We start from the raw sequence: 17,858 nt of genomic DNA, 5'->3' as shown, positions 1-17,858 counted from the left end.
ATGACGCCAAGGCCGTTCACAGGGGCGTTCACGCAGCAGGAGCCGATTGGCGATGTTGCGATCGCCGCGGCCGTGGCAGTCATGAAGACGGGAAGGCTGCATCGGTACAATACGATCCCCGGTGAACTATCGCAGGTGTCGTTGCTGGAGTCCGAATATGCCGCGTACCAGCAGCAATCCTATTGCCTCGCATGCGCATCCGGCGGCTACGCCATGCACATTGCGCTGCTCGCAGCCGGCATGCAGCCCGGCGAACCCGTCCTCACCAACGCCTTCACGCTTTCGCCTGTCCCTGGCGCGATCGTCAATGCCGGCGGCAGGCCCGTGCTGGTCGAATGCACGCGCGATCTTGTGATCGATCTCGATGATCTGGACGCGAAGGCGGCACAGTCTGGCGCCCGTTTTCTGCTCCTGTCCCACATGCGGGGCCACATCGCCGACATGGAAAAGATCGGCGAGATCACGGCCGTGCATGGGATGACCCTGATCGAGGATTGCGCACACACGATGGGCGCAACCTGGAACGGCGTGAAAAGCGGAAATTTCGGGCTGGCCGGCTGCTTCAGTACGCAGACCTACAAGCACATGAATTCGGGCGAGGGCGGCCTGCTGACCTCGAACGATCCGGATTTCATGGCGCGCGCCATCATCCTGTCCGGCTCGTACATGCTCTACGAACGGCATGGCGCGGCCCCCGAGGGCTCGCATTTTGCCGACATCCGGCTGGATACGCCGAACTGCTCGGGGCGCATGGACAATCTGCGCGCCGCGATCCTGCGGCCGCAACTGGCTGAACTGGACAACAGCATCGAGCGCTGGAACGAGCGTTACCGGACGCTGGAAACGGCGCTCAGGCGCTCTGCGCTCTTCTATCTGCCGATCCGTCCCGACGCCGAGCACTATGTCGGCAGTTCCATCCAGTTTCTCGCGGAAGGAATAAGCCAGGAGAATGCGCGCGATTTCGTCCTTGCCAACAAGGCGCTCGGCGTCGAACTGAAGTGGTTCGGCGCAAGCGAGCCGGTTGCCTTCACCAGCAATCACCATAGCTGGCGATATCTGCAGCAACAGAACCTGCCGGAGACCGACGCCGTTCAATCCGGATTGTTTGACATGCGGATTCCGCTGACCTTCACTGTCGCCGACTGCGCCCACATCGCGGACATCATCGTTCATTGTGCCGGGCCGCTGCGCCTGAAGGGAGCCGCATGACAAATGAACCGAAGGTCCGTCGGCGTATCGGGATCATCGGCGGTATGGGGCCGGAGGCGACCGTGCTCCTGATGAGCCGGATCATTCGAGCGACCCCGGTCAATGACGATTCCGATCATGTACCGATGATCGTCGACAACAACCCCCAAGTGCCGTCGCGGATCGCCGCGCTGATCGAGAAGCGGGGCGAGGATCCTGGCCCCGTCATCGTCGCCATGGCCAAAGGGCTCCAATCCTTCGGCGCCGATGCGCTCGCAATGCCGTGCAACACGGCGCACCATTTCGCCGACCGGATCCGCGCCGCAGTGTCCATTCCATTTCTCGACATGGTTCGGCTGTCGGTGGAAAAAATCGCCGCACAGGCGGGCCCGGGGACACGCGTCGGCATGCTCGCTTCTCCGGCGGTCCGGATGACAGGCGTGTTCGACAGGGCGCTGGGCGCATCGGGGCTGGAACTTGCCTATCTCGATGATGACGGTCCGCTGCTCGGCCTGATCAAACACGTCAAGAAGTGGGGCGGCGACAAGGAAGCGCTCGCCGAAATGGCCCTGCTTGCCGACAGGCTGGTCGAGCAAGGTGCGGATTTGCTCCTGGTTGCGTGTTCTGAGTTGTCATTGCTGACGCATGCGCTGCCCGGCAATATTCCGTTCGTTGACTCTATCGATGTGCTGTCGGACGCTTGCATCGCGTTTTCAACTCGAGCGCCGACGGGTTCACTGGATGACTTCGCTGCATGACCGAATGGGCGGGCAACGGTCGCCGCAGATCTAAAAAGAGCGCCGCGCGATTCCAACGATTGGGAGACTGACATGATGAAGACAATGCTGACGGGTGTCATTGCGGGCACCGTTTCACTGCTGATGGCAAGCACCGCACTGGCCGAGAAGATTATCATCGGCCATTTCGGGAATCCGACGCCGATGCAGCTCCTTTCCGCGTCCGACGCGGTCCAGAAGGCCACCGGATGGGACGTGGAGTGGCGCAAATTCGCTGCGGGAACAGATGTGATCGCAGCGATGGCCTCGGGCGACGTGGTGCTTTCCGAGTTGGGTTCTTCGCCGCTGGCGATCGCCGCCAGTCAAGGCGTCGATCTTCAGCTCATCGCCTTCTCGGACGTGATCGGCAAGGCGGAATCGCTGATCGTAAGCAAGGATTCCGGGATCACCTCGCTGGCCGACCTGAAGGGCAAGAAGGTCGGGGTTCCGGTCGGTTCGACAGCGCATTTCTCGCTCATGGGCGCACTGCAGCACGAAGGCATTCCCGAAGGCGAAGTGACCATCATGAGCATGCCGCCGGATCAGATCGCCGCTGCCTGGGGCCAGAACGCCATCGACGCCGCGTGGATATGGCAGCCCGTCCAGTCGGAAATCCTGAAGACCGGAACGCTTCTCATCGGCGCTGACGAGACGGCGGCCTGGGGATTCCCAACCTTCGACGGCTGGGTCGTGAACCGGGAGTTCGGCGCCGCCAACAAGGACCAGATTGTCGCCTTCCTGAAAGAAATCGACAGGGTCAACAAGATGTATCTCGCCGACAAGGCGGCCTGGACGGTCGACAGCGAGCCAGTCAAGACACTCGCCGCAGCGACTGGCGCTGATCCGGCGCAGGTTCCGGAAATCCTGGAGGGGTTCACATTCCTGCCGATGTCCGAGCAGACCACGGACACGTGGCTTGGTGGATCGGCAAAGACCATCAAGGGAACGGCCGATTTCCTCAAGGCCGCGGGCCGCATCGACAGTGTCAAGGACGACTATAGCGGCTTCGTGAATGCCGATTTTGCCAAGGCGGCACAATAACGCTTAAGCTGGCTCACCGGACCCATTCCTGGGTTCGGTGAGACGCCAGGGGACCCGCCGCCGCATGGTTTTGGAGATCAGGAACGCCTCCGTCGTCTTTCCGGCGAAGGATGGACGCTCGTCCGTGGAAGCACTCGCCAATATCGGCCTCTCCCTCGGCGAAGGCGATTTTGTCGTCGCGCTCGGCGCATCCGGGTGCGGAAAGTCGACGCTGCTCAATCTTATCGCGGGCTTTCTTTCTCCGACGAGCGGGGAGATTCTGCTGGATGGCGGCAAGGTCAACGGTCCGGGAGCGGACAGGTCGGTGGTGTTTCAGAAGCATGCTCTGATGCCGTGGCTCAACGTGCGCGACAACGTTGCCTTCGGGCTGAAACTGCAGGGATGTTCCGACACGGAGCGTTACAAGGTCGCGAACGAATTCATCGCGCTTCTGGGGCTTACGGGCTTCGAGGAGTCTCCCATCTACGCGCTGTCGGGCGGCATGCAGCAACGTGTCGGCATCGCGCGCGCCCTGACCTGCGATCCAAGGGTGCTCTTGATGGACGAGCCGCTCGGCGCGCTCGACGCGCTGACGCGCGAGAGGGCGCAGGAACTCATCCTGCGCATCTGGGAAAACACCAGGAAGACCGTGTTCTTCATCACGCACAGCGTTGAAGAAGCGCTGTTCATGGGAACCAAGCTGATCGTGATGTCGCCCCGTCCCGGCCGCATCACCCATCGTTTCGACCTGCCGTTTTCGGGCCGTTTCATGGGCGGCGCAAAAGCGCGGGCCGTAAAGGCGTCCGCGGATTTCATCAAACTGCGCGAGGAGGTGCTCAGCATCATCTTCGCGGACGAGGAGGCGGTGGCATGAGCGACGACATCCAGCCCTCCCGCCGAGATGTTTCGGAAGGACTCCTCGCCCGCCTGTCCAGGGCGCCCGCGACCAAACCCGGCGAGACATACGGCGTTCCCGGCCAAGGGGAAACCATGTGGCTCAGCATTGCTACGATCCTCATTCTGATTGCGGTTTGGTGGCTGTTCACGTTCATGGGATGGGTCAAGCCGCTTTTCGTGCCTTCGCCTTTTGCGGTGATCCAGAAGTTCATCGACACATGGAACAACGGATTCACGGGGACGCCGTTGTGGGAACACATCGCGATCTCAACGGCGCGCGTGTTCGGGGCATTCCTGCTCGCCTGCGCCATCGGCATTCCGCTCGGTCTGGCAATGGGAATGAGTCCGGTCATGCGGGGCATTTTCGATCCGCCGATTGAATTCTACCGACCCATACCCCCCTTGGCCTACCTGCCGCTGATGATCATCTGGTTCGGCATCGGCGAAACGTCGAAGGTCCTGCTGATCTTTCTCTCCGTCTTTGCTCCGGTGGCTCTAGGCGCCCGCTCCGGCGTCAAATCCGCGGCGATCGAGCAGATTCATGCGGCCTATTCCTTTGGCGCAAGCAGATGGAAAGTCATGCGGTATGTGATCCTGCCGTCGGCCATGCCGGAAATCCTGACCGCGATGCGCATCGGCATCGGTTTCGGCTGGACCACGCTCGTGGCGGCCGAAATGGTCGCGGCGACCAAGGGCCTGGGCTACATGGTGCTGTCCGCCTCGCAGTTCCTTCAGACATCCACCGTCATCATGGGGATCGTGGTAATCGCTGCGATCGCCTACGCGTTCGACCTGCTGATGCGTTTTGTCGAGCGAAAGCTGGTTCCGTGGAAGGGCAAGATATGATCCGCGCCATCAGGACTGCCGGGGCGCCAGCGGTGCTCGTTCGCTAGCCTTGCTGCCCATCGCCATGGCATTGCGGCCTTCTCCGGCAACGACCTGAAACAGCTTGACCGTACTGCACTCCGGAGACCGCCATGCCGCCCAGATATCTCAAGAAAGCGCCGAGGACCGCTTCAAGCGATTCCGCGTCTGTCACTGAGACAGTGCAGGCAATTCTGGACGACATCGAAAGGGGCGGGGAGGCGGCGGCCCGCCGCTATGCCGAGCAGTTCGACCGCTACAGCGGCAACCTCGTCGTCACGCCTGACGAAATCGAACGCGCGGCGAAGACGCTGCCGCAGAAGCTCAAGGACGATATCTGGTTCGCGCATGACAATGTGCGCAAATTCGCCGAGGCCCAGAAGGGCACGCTGGGCGACGTCGAGATCGAGATCGTTCCCGGCCTTGTTGCCGGCCAGAAGACGATCCCGTGCCAGGCCGCCGGCTGCTACGTCCCCGGCGGGCGCTACAGCCATGTCGCTTCCGCCATCATGACCGTGACGACGGCAAAAGTCGCGGGGTGTCGGCACATCTCCGTCTGTTCGCCGCCGCGGCCCGATGTCGGCATAAGCCCGGCAATCATTTTCGCAGCCGACCTTTGCGGTGCCGACACAATTCTCGCAATGGGCGGCGTCCAGGGTGTGGCCTCGATGACATACGGACTGTTCGGCCTGCCGCCGGCGGATATTCTCGTCGGTCCGGGCAATCAGTTCGTCGCCGAGGCGAAACGAATCCTCTTCGGCCGGGTCGGCATAGACATGTTCGCGGGTCCGACCGACAGCCTGATCCTGGCGGACAAGAATGCGGATGCCGAGATTGTCGCGGCCGATCTCGTCGGCCAGGCGGAGCATGGATACAACTCGCCGGTATGGCTCGTAACCGACAGCCGGCAGGTGGCCGAGGCCGTGATCGCCGCCGTGCCGCGCCTTATCGCAGCGCTTCCCAATCTGAACCGCGAGAACGCCGAAGCCGCCTGGCGCGACTATGCGGAGGTCGTGCTTTGCGACAACCGCGATGAGATGGCGGCAGCGGCCGACGACTATGCGCCTGAACACCTGAGCGTGCAGGCTGGAGACCTCGACTGGTGGCTCGGCCGTCTGCAATGCTACGGCTCGCTGTTCCTCGGCGAGCAGACCACGGTTGCCTTCGGTGACAAGGCGTCCGGGACCAACCACGTGCTGCCGACCTCGGGCGCCGCGCGCTATACCGGAGGGCTGTCGGTCCACAAGTTCATGAAGATCGTCACCTGGCAGAGGGGTACGGCGGAGGGCGTCCGTCCGGTCGCCGAGGCAACCGCGCGCATCTCGCGCCTTGAGGGCATGGAAGGCCACGCGCGCACGGCCGACATCCGCCTGCACAAATACTTTCCCGGTGAAAACTTCGATCTCTCTGCAACGGATTGAGCCGGGATGGATCCTTCGTCGGGCTGTCGCTGCCTCTGGACTTACCGTTCCGTGGATATTGGGTGTGTCGCGCTCGTCCGCCTTGTGCCAAGGCTTGAGGCTGCTATTCCGATGGACAGCAAGGCTGCCGCTCAACGCAAGAAAGAGCTCCGTACATGAACATGCAGAGCAACGACATCCGGGACGTCATCGAAGCCGATCGCGCGCATCTCTGGCACCATCTGATCCAGCACAAGATGTTCGAGACGATCGACCCGCGCGTCATCGTCGAAGGGCGCGGCATGCGTGTCTGGGACGCAACCGGCAAGGAGCATCTCGATGCGGTCTCAGGCGGGGTATGGACTGTCAATGTCGGCTACGGGCGCGAGAGCATCGCCGATGCCGTGCGCGACCAGCTCGTGAAGATGAACTATTTCGCCAACTCGGCAGGATCCATTCCCGGGGCGCTGTTCGCGCGCAAGCTGATCGAGAAGATGCCGGGCATGAGCCGGGTCTACTATTCCAACTCTGGTTCGGAGGCCAACGAGAAGGTCTTCAAGATGGTGCGCCAGATCGCGCACCAGCATCATGGCGGCCGCAAATACAAGATCCTCTACCGAGAACGCGATTATCACGGCACCACGATCACCGCGCTTTCGGCGGGCGGCCAACCCCAGCGCGCCGCACAGTATGGCCCTTTGACCCCGGGATTCGTCGAGGTTCCGCATTGTCTTGAGTACCGCAACCAGTACGGCGCCGCCGGGAACTACGGCGAGGCGGCGGCCGATGCGATCGAGGCGGTCATCCAGCGCGAGGGTCCGGACACGATCGGCGCGATTTGCCTCGAGCCGATCACGGCGGGCGGTGGCGTCATTACCCCGCCATCGGGCTACTGGGAGCGCGTCCAGGATATCTGCCGGCGCCACGACATCCTGATCCACATCGACGAGGTGGTCTGCGGAGTCGGGCGCACCGGCGAATGGTTCGGCTACCAGCACTATGGCGTCAAACCCGATTTCGTGACCATGGCCAAGGGTGTGGCTTCGGGCTACGCGGCAATCTCATGCACGGTGACGACGGAGGCGATTTTCGACCTTTTCAAGGACGACGCCAGCGATCCCCTCTCTTATTTCCGCGACATCTCGACATTCGGCGGCTGCGCCTCCGGCCCGGCCGCCGCGCTGGAGAACATGCGCATCATCGAGGACGAAAAACTGCTCGACAACACGAACGCGATGGGCGAGCGGCTGATGAACAATCTCCATGCGCTGATGGAGAAGCATGAGGTCGTCGGCGACGTGCGCGGCAAGGGCCTGTTCTGCGGCGCCGAACTGGTCACCGACCGTTCGACAAAGGAACCCGTCGACGAAAAGAAGGCGCAGGCGGTCGTCGCCGACTGCATGGCGCAAGGGGTCATCATCGGCGTCACCAACCGGTCTCTTCCGGGCTTCAACAACACGCTCTGCCTGAGCCCGGCATTGATTGCCACCGCCGCCGACATCGACGAGATCACCAACGCCATCGACGGCGCGCTGGGCCGCGTATTCGCCTGAGCGGCAAGGCACGAGCTTTCGCGGCGGTTCCGTGGGTTCACTGGGCTTGGACCGAGCGCGGGCGGAAACAGATCTGGCGCGCTTGGCGCGCCGCAGACCGGGAGGGGATTGCAGCCATGAAGATGACAACCGAGGAAGCCTTCGTCAAAGTGCTGCAGCGCCATGGCATCCAGCATGCGTTCGGCATCATCGGATCGGCCTTCATGCCGATCTCCGACCTCTTCCCAAAGGCCGGCATCACGTTCTGGGACTGCGCCCACGAGGGCTCGGGCGGCATGATGGCGGATGGCTACACGCGCGCCAGCAGCAGGATGTCGATGATGATCGCGCAGAACGGTCCCGGCATCACCAACTTCGTGACCGCCGTGAAGACCGCCTATTGGAACCACACGCCGCTGCTGCTCGTCACGCCGCAGGCGGCCAACCGGACCATCGGCCAAGGCGGCTTCCAGGAGGTCCAGCAGATGGCCCTGTTCAAGGACATGGTCGCCTACCAGGAGGAGGTTCGCGATGCATCGCGCGTCGCCGAGGTGCTGAACCGCGTCATCCTCCACGCAAGGCGTGCCTCGGCTCCGGCCCAGATCAACATGCCGCGCGATTTCTGGACCCAGGTGATCGATATCGACCTGCCCGCAATCGTCGACTTCGAGCGGCCGGCAGGTGGCGATAAGGCGCTGGACCGGGCGGCCAAACTGCTGTCGGGGGCGAAGTTCCCGGTCATTCTCAACGGAGCCGGCGTCGTGCTGGCCGACGCCATTCCAGCCTCCATGGCGCTGGCAGAGAGGCTCGATGCGCCGGTCTGCTGCGGCTACCAGCACAATGACGCGTTCCCCGGCTCTCACCCGCTCTATGCCGGCCCGCTCGGCTACAACGGCTCCAAGGCCGCCATGCAGTTGATCGCCCGGGCCGACGTCGTGCTGGCTCTGGGTACGCGCCTCAATCCATTCTCGACATTGCCGGGATACGGCATCGACTACTGGCCGCGACAGGCCGCCATCATCCAGGTCGACATCAATCCCGACCGGATCGGGCTGACCAAGCCGGTGACCGTCGGCATCGTCGGCGATGCCGGCAAGGTTGCCGACGGCATCCTGTCGCGCCTGTCGGCCACGGCCGGAGAGTCCGGTCGCACCGAACGCAAGGCGGCGATCGCCCAGACCAAGTCCGCCTGGGCGCAGGAACTCACCTCGATGGACCATGAGGAGGACGACCCCGGAACGACCTGGAACCAGCGGGCGCGCGATGCCAAGCCCGACTGGATGAGTCCGCGCATGGCCTGGCGCGCCATCCAGGCCGCGCTGCCTCGCGAAGCGATCATCTCGTCCGACATCGGCAACAACTGCGCCATCGGCAACGCCTACCCATCGTTCGAGACGGGCCGCAAATACCTCGCGCCGGGCCTGTTCGGGCCGTGCGGCTATGGCTTGCCGTCGATCGTCGGCGCCAAGATCGCCTGCCCGGACGTGCCCGTCGTCGGGTTCTCCGGAGACGGAGCCTTCGGCATTGCCGTAACCGAACTCACGGCCATCGGCCGTGACGAATGGCCGGCCATCACCCAGGTCGTTTTCCGCAACTATCAGTGGGGCGCGGAGAAGCGCAATTCGACACTCTGGTACGACGACAATTTCGTCGGCACCGAACTCAACACGCAGGTCTCTTATGCCGGCATTGCGAAAGCCTGCGGCCTGCAGGGCGTGCAGGCCTTCACCATGGATGAACTGACGGCCGCTCTCGACAAGGCGATCGAGGACCAGATGAAGCACGGCGAGACCACGCTGATCGAAGCGATGATCAACCAGGAGCTCGGAGAGCCTTTCCGCCGCGACGCGATGAAGAAGCCGGTCGCCGTGGCTGGCATCGACCCCGCCGACATGCGGGCCTGACCGGCCGTTGAGCATGCCGTTCGAAATGGGCGCGGCGGCGACCGCCTTCATGGCGGTGGCCTTCTTCGTGGCCGCCTTTGTGCGCGGCTATTCCGGCTTCGGTTTCTCGGCGCTTGTGGTCTCTGCCGCGGCGCTTGTCACCGACCCGCTCTATTTCGTGCCCGTCGTGATGTTCTGCGAATTCGGTATGACCGCACAGCAGTGGCGTTCAGTGGGCGCTCATGTCGACTGGCGGCGGGTGCGGCTGCTCTCGCTCGGCGCGCTGGCCGGCGTGCCGATCGGCCTTGCCGTGATCACCGGCATCGGCGCCGATGCAGTGCGCATCGTGATAGCCGGCTACGTGATGCTGATGTGCGCGGTTATGCTGGCCGGCTGGAAGATGAAATCGGAGGCCGGCGCCTCGGCGGTCGTTGGCGCCGGTTTTGCCTCGGGACTGGCCAACGCTCCGGGCATGGGCGGCCTGCCGGTGGCCACCTTCTTTGCCGCGCAGAGCATTGCGGCGGTCACTTTCCGGGCGACGCTGATCGTCTACTTCGCACTGCTCGACGCCTATTCCGCGCCACTGATGTGGTGGCATGGCATGATCAGCCGCGACACCTTCGTGGCGATCGTACTGTCGCTGCCGCTTCTGGCCGCCGGGTTGTGGGCGGGAAGCCGCCACTTCCTGCGCACCGACCCGAAGGATTTCCGGGTTGTCACGATAGGCCTGCTCATGCTGCTGGCCGCCCTAGGGCTGCTGAAGTCGGTGCTGTGACGGCGATGCTCGCCTTTAGCGCCGGATCGTCGCCGCGCAGATTCGCCTGTTAGGCTCCATGCCGGGGTGCCAACTCTCGGGCATGGCGAGCGAAATCGGCGGTTTCCGGGCGGCTGGAGTTCGCCCGGCAGACGAGTGAACCTGCTTCCCAGACCAGGCGGCTGCGCTGAAGGGTGGATACGGGGCGAGGGGCGGTTGCAGGCTTCGGTGTGCGACGGCAGAGAAATACCCTGTCTTCTGCCTGAAATACTGTATCCACGGCAGGCAGCGGTGGCACTCCATTGGAAAGTTCGGCGCCCCTTGGATGGCTCGAAGGCGAACAATTGACACCATGGTGCGACGCAGGGAATGGGTGCCTTAGTCCTTCGGCCGAAGACCGATCGCCTCGACCCAACAATAGACCACGCGGACATGCTGCCTCTTGCACACCCGCGCGACTTGCAGTTAACGTCAGATTGAAGAGCGCCTGATCGCGAAAACGCTCCTCCTGATCTAGTCTGGGAAGAATCGGATCGCCCAATCGGTCGAGATTTCAGAGGGCGTTTCGCGCCACGTCCTAATTCAGATGAGTTCCCTACGCCGGCTTGGCGGGTTCCCAGACACCCTGCTTACGCAGAGTCTTGACCTCTTCGCGGATATGCAGGGTCAGCGCGCGAATGGCCGTCGTGGTTGGTCGCTGGCTGGACGTGGCGAGGATAAGCTCCCTCACAAGCGACGGATTCTTGATTGGCCAGTATTTGATGCGCTGCTCGGCCACCAACTGATGCACGCTCGAATAGGAGAGGATGGTGTAGCCGATGCCGCCTTCGACCAGGCGAAGCGTCGATGGCATTGCATCGACCTCGAGCGCGATCTGCGGTTCAATGCCGGCCTGACCGAGCACCTGGTCGAGCAGAAGGCGCAATCCATGCGGCCGAGCAGGCAAGATCATCGGCAGCTTGGCCAGCATGCTCGCCTCGACCGGTTCTTCGCCCAGCTCGCAGAGATCTGCCTTGGCTCCGAGAAGAAACAATTCGTCCCGCAACAGAGGCTCTGCCATGAGATTGTTCATTCGGGGTGCGTTGTAGAGGACCGCGACGTCGATCTTGCCCATCACCAGCCACTCCAGCAGGTGCCCGCTGAACCCTTCGATGACGCGCATGCTGATCTGCGGGAATGCGCCACGGAAGCTGCGGACGAGTGGCGCGGTCAACACGACGCCGACCGACGGCGGCATCCCGATGACGATGGTGCCACGCGGGTTGGATCGCAAAGCGGCGAGTTCCGACTTCGCGCGAGAGGCCTGCTCAAGGATGGCGGAGGCATAATTTTCCAGGAGCTTGCCAGCTTCGGTCAGGACGATCCCCCGGCCATTCCGGTACAGCAGGGAGACGCCCAGTTCTTCCTCAAGCGCCTTGATCTGGCGACTGATGACAGGCTGGCTGACGGACAGGGCGACCGCTGCTCGCGAGAAGCTGCCGAACTCTGCTACCGCCGTGAAAAGTTGAAGCTGCTTTAGGTCGAACATTCCCGTGCCGATCATGCGTCCAAGCCGCTCTAAGCGGTTGGCCGCGTTGCAATGTACGTGTAGATGAAACCCGCCGCAAAGCTGTTATGCGCTGTTTGGAGATTATCCAAGCCCGGCCCGATAACATAAGGTCCTCTCCAAATGGCCTCCATCACGCGGAGGCAACAAGCAGCGTCGAGGGAGGAAACGCCGTTGCGGCATAAACAGGTTGGTTTCGTTGGTCTCGGCGCCATGGGCGGACCGATGTCGAAGCGGCTTGCCAACGCAGGCTACACGGTCTTCGTGCACGACGCGCGCCCGGGAGCGGCGACCGGCATCAATCACACCGGTGTCGTTGCCGCCACATCGGCAATAGAAGTCGGCTCTGAAGCGGAGGTAGTCTTCTGCAGCCTTCCGACGCCGGCCATCGTGCGCGAAGTCGTGCTCGGTGCCGAGGGCATCGCGGCGGGTTCGAAGGCGCGCATTGTCATCGACCTATCGACAACGGGCCCGAGCATGGCGTCGGTCATCCAAAGGGAACTCGCCGCAAAGGGCCTGTCCTGGGTCGATGCTCCAGTGTCCGGAGGCATAGCCGGCGCCACCAATGGCACACTGGCGGTCATGGTTTCGTGCAAACAGGCAACCTATGACGAAGTCGACCCGATCCTGGAGACGTTCGGACGCCGGTTCTTCTGCGGCGAGACGCCTGGCGCTGCGCAGGTTGCCAAGCTTGGCAACAACATGATCGCGGCTGGCGTTATCCTGCTTTCGGCCGAAGCACTGGCGATGGGGGTGAAGGCCGGCCTCAACCCTCGCGTCATGTGCGACATCATCAATGCGTCGAGCGGGCGCAACAGCGCGACGCAGGACAAGTTCCCGCGTGCCGTCCTGCCCGGCACCTTCGACTTCGGCTTCAAGACCGGCCTTTCCTACAAGGACGTCCGCATGTGCGTGGACGAGGCCGAAAATCTTGGCGTTCCGATGGTCGGCGGCGCGCTGGTCCGGCAGATGCTGGCTGCGACGAATGCGCGTTTTGGCCCTGATTCCGACTTCACCTCGATGGTGAAGATCATCGAGGAATGGGCCGACGTCGAGATCCGGGGCTGATCGCCCCGAAAAGGGAGCAACGCGTGTCCACCCGTTCCCAGCAATTGGCCGAGGCCATCATCGCCGCCGATCTCCAGGGGTTGGGCGAGGCGCTGACGATTAAGGCCAAGCTCTGCCTGCTCGACTTCCTGGGCTGCGCCTTCGAGGCGTGGGACCTGGCGCCAAGCAAGCAAGCCGTCGCAAGCGCCGTGCCCGCGCGAGGAGGTCATGTCGTCGGCGGCGTGCATGAGGTCACTCCCGCCGACGCGGCATTCGCCAACGCGGTGATGGGCCACGGCCTCGTCCGCGAGGACATGCATGCCGCATCGGTGTGTCATCACGGCGTCGTCGTCTGGCCACTTCTCATGGCGCTCGCGGAAGGTACGCGGGTTTCGGGCCGACGCTTCCTCGACGCAGCCGTGATTGCCTACGAGGTCGGAGGCCGGCTCGGCCGAATGGTGATAAGCCCCGGCGTTTCGGCGCTGTATCGCCCAACCGGGCTGGTATCACCGATCGGGTCGGCGGCCGGCGGGGCCTGGATGATCGGGCTTGGCGCCGACCAGATCGCTTCCACCGTCGGGGTCGCGGCCAATACGTCGTCAGGTCTCAACCAGTGGCCGGGAAGTGGTGCTTCCGACATGTTCTTCCATCCAGGGTTTGCTGCGCGCAATGCATGGAGCGCCGTCCGTCTTGCCGAAGCCGGTGCTTTCGCAAGTCCCGACATTCTCGAAGGACCGGCGGGTTTCTTCGCCGCCTATGCCCGCGACGCAATGCCGGGACCATTGGTGCTTTTCCCCGAGGGCGACGCCGAAATCCTCTCAGTTTACCACAAGGCGGCGCCTGCCTGTAATTTCGCGCAGACGGCGTGCCAGACAGCGTTGCGGCTGATCGAGATGCTTGGCCCTGATGCCGCTCCCGTGCGCGGCATCAAGATCGCCCTGCCAGAGGCGGCGGTGAGATACCCGGGCTGCGACAGCCACGGCCCGTTCGAAAGGTCGCTGCAGGCCAAGATGAGTATCCCATTCGGGGTCGCCGCTGTGATCGTCCACAGGCAGCTTGCCGAAGCCAACTACCGCGATCTCGGCAATGTCCAGGTAAACAGCCTGGCGAGGGCCACCGAACTGGTCACGAGCCCTGAACTGACGGCCGCTTTCCCCGCCCGGCAGGGCGCAACAATCGAACTGACGCTGGAAGACGATAGAAGGCTTAGCATCGGCCAGACCGACGTGACCCCCGCGACCGAAGCGGAAGTGCGCCAGAGATTCCGCGAAGCTGCGGCCATCGTGGTCGGCGAAGCGGCAGCCGAGGCAATCGAAAGCTTCGTCGACGGTATCGAGGACATGCACGATGCCGGAGAATTGCCAAGTCTGTGCAGTCTCCCCGAGGGCGGCGGCGGGGCCGCTTCCCGGCAGCGCCAATCGCGATCAGGTCGCGCTTTTTCCCGTTCGGCGCAGCAACGCTGATCACAACCCAAGCAGGAGTAGAAACTGATGACAAACGACGTTTTCGAACGCGGTCTCGCGATCCGCAAGGATGTCCTCGGCGCGGAGTTCGTTGAAAAATCCTTCGCGGCGGCCGACGACTTCAATCGCCCGATGCAGGAGCTAGTCACGGAATATTGCTGGGGCGCTGTGTGGGGCCGCGAGGACCTGTCGCGTAAGACACGCTCCATGCTCAATCTAGCCATGATAAGCTGCCTGAACCGTCCGCACGAACTGAAGATGCATGTAAAAGGCGCGCTCAAGAATGGAGTCAACCGCGACGAGATCCGCGAAATCTTCATGCAGGTTGCGATTTATGCCGGCATTCCCGCCGGCGTGGACTCTTTCCGCATTGCGCGCGAGGCATTTGCCGAAGTCGACTCCGCGAAGGGTTGACGTCCGCCAGATAGTCGCCGCCGAAACGAGAAGCAGAGAAACGTGATGAAATCCTACAACATGCTGATCGGCGGCGAATGGGTCGGAGCCGCAAGCGGGGAAACGTTCGAAACCGAAAATCCGTTTACCGGAAAGTCGTGGGCAACGATCCCGCGCTCAGGCGTCGATGATGTCGATCGTGCCGCCGCCGCGGCGCGCAAGGCGTTCAACGATCCGTCGTGGAGTGGGCTCAGCGCCAGCGCGCGCGGCGCTCTGTTGCGGCGCTTCGCGGATCTGCTGGCAGCCAATGCGGACAGGCTGGCGGAAGTCGAGACGCAGGACAACGGCAAGCTGATCGCTGAAATGCGCGGGCAGCTTCGCTACATGCCGCAGTGGTACTACTATTTCGGTGGACTCGCCGACAAGGTCGAAGGGCGCGTGATCCCGATCGACAAGCCCGGCGTCTTCAATTTCACGCGCGAAGAGCCGCTCGGCATCGTGGCAGCGATCACGCCCTGGAATTCGCCACTGATGCTGGCAACATGGAAGCTCGCTCCGGCGCTCGCGGCCGGCAACACGATCCTCTGGAAGCCGTCCGAATTCTCGTCGGCCTCTGCGCTCGAATTTGGCAGACTGTTCGAGGAGGCTGGATTTCCGCCGGGCGTCGTCAACATCGTCACGGGCTTTGGTAGTGAGATCGGCAGTCACATCGTTTCCCATCCGCAGGTCGACAAGGTGGCTTTCACCGGCGGCGACCGCACGGGGCAGGGCGTCTACGAACTGGCTGCAAAATCGATCAAGCCGGTGACTCTGGAACTCGGCGGGAAGTCGGCCAACATCGTCTTCGAGGATGCGGTGCTGGAGGACGCCGTCAAGGGCGTTGTCTCTGGGATATTCGCCGCAAGCGGCCAGACCTGCATCGCCGGCTCGCGGGCGCTCGTGCATCGGTCGATCTATCCGGCTTTCGTGGAAGCGCTCGTGGCCTTCGCGAAAACAGCGCGGATAGGCGATCCTTCCAGTGAGAACACGCAGGTCGGGCCGATCACGACTCGTCCCCAACTCACCAAGGTGCTGGAGTATATCGAGATCGCAAAGGCCGAAGGCGCTACGCTGGCGCTTGGAGGCAAACGCGCTTCCGATCCGGCTTGTGGCGACGGGTGGTTCGTCGAGCCGACAATCTTCACTGATGTGGCCCCTGCGATGCGCATCGCGCAGGAGGAAGTGTTCGGTCCGGTGCTGGCGGCAATACCGTTCGACAATGACGAGCAGGCGATCGAGATCGCCAACGGCACAATCTACGGCCTGGCGGCAGGCGTATGGACGCAAAGCATCTCCCGCGCCCTCACCATGTCGCAGAGATTGCGCGCCGGCACTGTCTGGGTGAACACTTACCGGGCAGTCAGCTACATGTCGCCATTCGGTGGCTTCAAGCGGTCGGGCATCGGTCGGGAAAGCGGGCTGTCGGCCATTCGCGAATATCTCCAGGAAAAGAGCGTCTGGATCGACATCAGCGGTACTGTGCCGAATCCCTTCGTGCAGCGCTGAGGTCGAAATGGGCGACGACACCTACGAAGTCTACGCTGTCCGATACGGCCATTCCCCGCGACGCTCGCCGGAGAATTTCATCGGCGGCGACACTCACGACGTGCCGATGCCGCTCGACTATTTCAACTGGGTGATCCGCAACGCGGACCGAACGATCGTCGTTGACACCGGCTTTGATGCAGCCTCGGCGGCGAAACGAAGTCGCGAACTGGTGCAGCCCGTGGAAACCGGCCTGCGCTCTCTCGGTATCGAATGCAGCGAGGTGAGCGACGTCATCATCACTCACATGCACTATGACCACGCCGGCAATGACGGCTTGTTCCCGTCGGCCTGCTTTCATGTGCAGGACGTGGAAATGGCCTATGCCACGGGTCGATGCATGTGCCATCCATTGCTCAACCATCCCTACGACGTGGACAATGTCACCGCGATGGTCCGCCGCGTCTTTGAGGGCAAGGCACGGTTCCATGACGGGACGAGCGAATTTTCACCAGGCATAACGCTGCATCGCATCGGCGGCCACTCGCGAGGTCTGCAGGTCGTCAGAGTGAAGACGGCGAGGGGCCATGTCGTTCTGGCGTCCGACACCGCGCACTTCTACGCTCATCTGGATCGACGCAGAATCTTCCCCACGGTCGACAGCGTCGCCGACGTGCTTGAGGGTTACGACACCGTGCTGAAGCTCGCGACATCGCGAGATCATGTGATACCGGGACACGATCCGCTTGTCCTCGATCTATACCCGGCTCCTGACGAAAGGCTCCGGGGGAGCGTTGCAAGGCTCGACGTCGCGCCGAGGAAAAGCTGATGGAAGCGGGACGGATAGCCTTCGTCACAGGTGCGGCGAGCGGTATCGGCAACGCGATCAGCCGCAGCCTTTACGCCGCGGGCTGCCGCATCGTTCTGGCCGACCGGCAGGCGGGGCAGCTCGCCGATCTTTGTGCAGAGCTGGGCGACAACGCCTTTCCCCTTACGCTCGACATCAACGACGGTCCAGCCGTCGCAGCTTGTGTCGAGGCGTTGCCTCCGGACTTCCAGGCAATCGACATCCTCGTCAACAATGCCGGCCACGATATCGGAGGGCGGACGCGCTTCGACCTTGGTTCCGCCGACGACTGGGCGGCCATCATCGAGACCAACCTGATCGGCCTCATGCGGGTGACACGCGCCATCCTCCCCGGGATGCTGGAACGGGGGCGCGGCGACATCCTCAACATGAGCTCGATCAGCGCCATACGCATGGTGCCCGACCAGGCGCCCTATTCCGCCAGCAAGGCAGGCGTCCACATGCTGAGCGATATCATCCGCAGCGAACTTTCCGACACACCGCTGCGGCTGATCGAAATCATGCCGGGGCTAACGAAGACCAACATCGTTGCGACAAGGCTCAAGGGTGACGAAGATGCGGCCCGCGCCTATTTCGATCGCTTCGGCATGGCTCTCGATCCCGAAGACATTGCACGCTGCGCCATGTTTGCGCTTGAGCAGCCGCCACATGTGCAGATCGCGCAGATGTTTGTCCTGCCGACCAACCGTTGGTAGGGCAGGCG

General features: G+C 62.9%; 16 protein-coding genes. 15 read left to right on the top strand and 1 reads right to left on the bottom strand.

Translation table 11 applies throughout. The annotated features are described in order from the left end of the window. From ABLE71_RS21775 to ABLE71_RS21735, 9 genes are all read left to right on the top strand, one after another. Positions 1–1,209, top strand: coding sequence for a DegT/DnrJ/EryC1/StrS aminotransferase family protein (locus ABLE71_RS21775; protein ID WP_348785565.1), 1,209 nt, complete (start codon positions 1–3; stop codon positions 1,207–1,209). Further along, a complete protein-coding gene (locus ABLE71_RS21770) occupies positions 1,206–1,946 on the top strand; it encodes an amino acid racemase (RefSeq protein WP_348785604.1) in 741 nt (246 codons plus the stop codon). Before ABLE71_RS21775 ends, ABLE71_RS21770 begins: the two co-directional genes overlap by 4 nt. 72 nt (positions 1,947–2,018) lie before the next feature. Continuing rightward, complete coding sequence (locus ABLE71_RS21765; protein WP_348785564.1) at positions 2,019–3,005, top strand: ABC transporter substrate-binding protein; 987 nt, start codon at positions 2,019–2,021, stop codon at positions 3,003–3,005. 64 nt (positions 3,006–3,069) lie between these two features. Further along, the gene (locus ABLE71_RS21760) at positions 3,070–3,858 is read left to right on the top strand and encodes an ABC transporter ATP-binding protein (protein WP_348785563.1); all 789 of its coding nucleotides are present in this window, start codon (positions 3,070–3,072) and stop codon (positions 3,856–3,858) included. After that, positions 3,855–4,727, top strand: a complete 873-nt coding sequence (locus tag ABLE71_RS21755) for an ABC transporter permease subunit (RefSeq protein ID WP_348785562.1) — start codon at positions 3,855–3,857, stop codon at positions 4,725–4,727. Before ABLE71_RS21760 ends, ABLE71_RS21755 begins: the two co-directional genes overlap by 4 nt. A gap of 131 nt (positions 4,728–4,858) precedes the next feature. Next, positions 4,859–6,166: a histidinol dehydrogenase gene (hisD, locus tag ABLE71_RS21750; protein ID WP_348785561.1), complete on the top strand. Its 1,308-nt coding sequence runs from the start codon at positions 4,859–4,861 to the stop codon at positions 6,164–6,166. A 155-nt stretch (positions 6,167–6,321) separates the two neighbouring features. Next, entirely contained in the window at positions 6,322–7,698 is a 1,377-nt protein-coding gene (locus ABLE71_RS21745; RefSeq protein WP_348785560.1) for an aminotransferase class III-fold pyridoxal phosphate-dependent enzyme, read from the top strand. Positions 7,699–7,814: 116 nt separating this feature from the next. Next, positions 7,815–9,581, top strand: coding sequence for a sulfoacetaldehyde acetyltransferase (gene xsc, locus ABLE71_RS21740; protein ID WP_348785559.1), 1,767 nt, complete (start codon positions 7,815–7,817; stop codon positions 9,579–9,581). Between the two features lie 13 nt (positions 9,582–9,594). After that, a complete protein-coding gene (locus tag ABLE71_RS21735) occupies positions 9,595–10,335 on the top strand; it encodes a sulfite exporter TauE/SafE family protein (protein WP_348785558.1) in 741 nt (246 codons plus the stop codon). 574 nt (positions 10,336–10,909) lie between these two features. Here ABLE71_RS21735 and ABLE71_RS21730 read toward each other — a convergent pair. After that, positions 10,910–11,857, bottom strand: a complete 948-nt coding sequence (locus tag ABLE71_RS21730; RefSeq protein ID WP_348785557.1) for a LysR substrate-binding domain-containing protein — start codon at positions 11,855–11,857, stop codon at positions 10,910–10,912. A gap of 126 nt (positions 11,858–11,983) precedes the next feature. On the opposite strand from ABLE71_RS21730, the gene ABLE71_RS21725 reads away from it, so the two are divergent. The 6 genes from ABLE71_RS21725 to ABLE71_RS21700 are packed head-to-tail and all read left to right on the top strand — an operon-like array spanning position 11,984 to position 17,850. After that, positions 11,984–12,928 (top strand): NAD(P)-dependent oxidoreductase, encoded by a 945-nt coding sequence (locus ABLE71_RS21725; RefSeq protein WP_348785556.1) that lies wholly within the window; start codon positions 11,984–11,986, stop codon positions 12,926–12,928. 23 nt (positions 12,929–12,951) lie between these two features. After that, the gene (locus ABLE71_RS21720) at positions 12,952–14,370 is read left to right on the top strand and encodes an MmgE/PrpD family protein (protein WP_348785555.1); all 1,419 of its coding nucleotides are present in this window, start codon (positions 12,952–12,954) and stop codon (positions 14,368–14,370) included. Positions 14,371–14,397: 27 nt separating this feature from the next. Continuing rightward, positions 14,398–14,784, top strand: coding sequence for a carboxymuconolactone decarboxylase family protein (locus ABLE71_RS21715; RefSeq protein WP_348785554.1), 387 nt, complete (start codon positions 14,398–14,400; stop codon positions 14,782–14,784). A 45-nt stretch (positions 14,785–14,829) separates the two neighbouring features. Next, the gene (locus tag ABLE71_RS21710) at positions 14,830–16,308 is read left to right on the top strand and encodes an aldehyde dehydrogenase (RefSeq protein ID WP_348785553.1); all 1,479 of its coding nucleotides are present in this window, start codon (positions 14,830–14,832) and stop codon (positions 16,306–16,308) included. Between the two features lie 7 nt (positions 16,309–16,315). Then, complete coding sequence (locus ABLE71_RS21705; protein ID WP_348785552.1) at positions 16,316–17,116, top strand: N-acyl homoserine lactonase family protein; 801 nt, start codon at positions 16,316–16,318, stop codon at positions 17,114–17,116. Further along, positions 17,116–17,850 (top strand): SDR family oxidoreductase, encoded by a 735-nt coding sequence (locus tag ABLE71_RS21700; protein WP_348785551.1) that lies wholly within the window; start codon positions 17,116–17,118, stop codon positions 17,848–17,850. The genes ABLE71_RS21705 and ABLE71_RS21700 overlap by 1 nt, the downstream gene beginning before the upstream one ends. The last annotated feature ends 8 nt before the right edge of the window (positions 17,851–17,858 follow it).

Source organism: Mesorhizobium sp. KR9-304, assembly GCF_040049215.1.
Classification (GTDB): Bacteria; Pseudomonadota; Alphaproteobacteria; order Rhizobiales; family Rhizobiaceae; genus Mesorhizobium_K.
This window is presented reverse-complemented; position numbering and strand designations above follow the sequence as displayed.

Excerpts from the sequence above, each read along its gene's own strand:
- ABLE71_RS21775 (WP_348785565.1), top strand. The coding sequence starts at position 1 with ATGACGCCAAGGCCGTTCACAGGGGCGTTCACGCAGCAGGAGCCGATT.
- ABLE71_RS21770 (WP_348785604.1), top strand. The coding sequence starts at position 1,206 with ATGACAAATGAACCGAAGGTCCGTCGGCGTATCGGGATCATCGGCGGT.
- ABLE71_RS21765 (WP_348785564.1), top strand. The coding sequence starts at position 2,019 with ATGATGAAGACAATGCTGACGGGTGTCATTGCGGGCACCGTTTCACTG.
- ABLE71_RS21760 (WP_348785563.1), top strand. The coding sequence starts at position 3,070 with ATGGTTTTGGAGATCAGGAACGCCTCCGTCGTCTTTCCGGCGAAGGAT.
- ABLE71_RS21755 (WP_348785562.1), top strand. The coding sequence starts at position 3,855 with ATGAGCGACGACATCCAGCCCTCCCGCCGAGATGTTTCGGAAGGACTC.
- hisD (WP_348785561.1), top strand. The coding sequence starts at position 4,859 with ATGCCGCCCAGATATCTCAAGAAAGCGCCGAGGACCGCTTCAAGCGAT.
- ABLE71_RS21745 (WP_348785560.1), top strand. The coding sequence starts at position 6,322 with ATGAACATGCAGAGCAACGACATCCGGGACGTCATCGAAGCCGATCGC.
- xsc (WP_348785559.1), top strand. The coding sequence starts at position 7,815 with ATGAAGATGACAACCGAGGAAGCCTTCGTCAAAGTGCTGCAGCGCCAT.
- ABLE71_RS21735 (WP_348785558.1), top strand. The coding sequence starts at position 9,595 with ATGCCGTTCGAAATGGGCGCGGCGGCGACCGCCTTCATGGCGGTGGCC.
- ABLE71_RS21730 (WP_348785557.1), bottom strand. The coding sequence starts at position 11,857 with ATGATCGGCACGGGAATGTTCGACCTAAAGCAGCTTCAACTTTTCACG.
- ABLE71_RS21725 (WP_348785556.1), top strand. The coding sequence starts at position 11,984 with ATGGCCTCCATCACGCGGAGGCAACAAGCAGCGTCGAGGGAGGAAACG.
- ABLE71_RS21715 (WP_348785554.1), top strand. The coding sequence starts at position 14,398 with ATGACAAACGACGTTTTCGAACGCGGTCTCGCGATCCGCAAGGATGTC.
- ABLE71_RS21710 (WP_348785553.1), top strand. The coding sequence starts at position 14,830 with ATGAAATCCTACAACATGCTGATCGGCGGCGAATGGGTCGGAGCCGCA.
- ABLE71_RS21705 (WP_348785552.1), top strand. The coding sequence starts at position 16,316 with ATGGGCGACGACACCTACGAAGTCTACGCTGTCCGATACGGCCATTCC.
- ABLE71_RS21700 (WP_348785551.1), top strand. The coding sequence starts at position 17,116 with ATGGAAGCGGGACGGATAGCCTTCGTCACAGGTGCGGCGAGCGGTATC.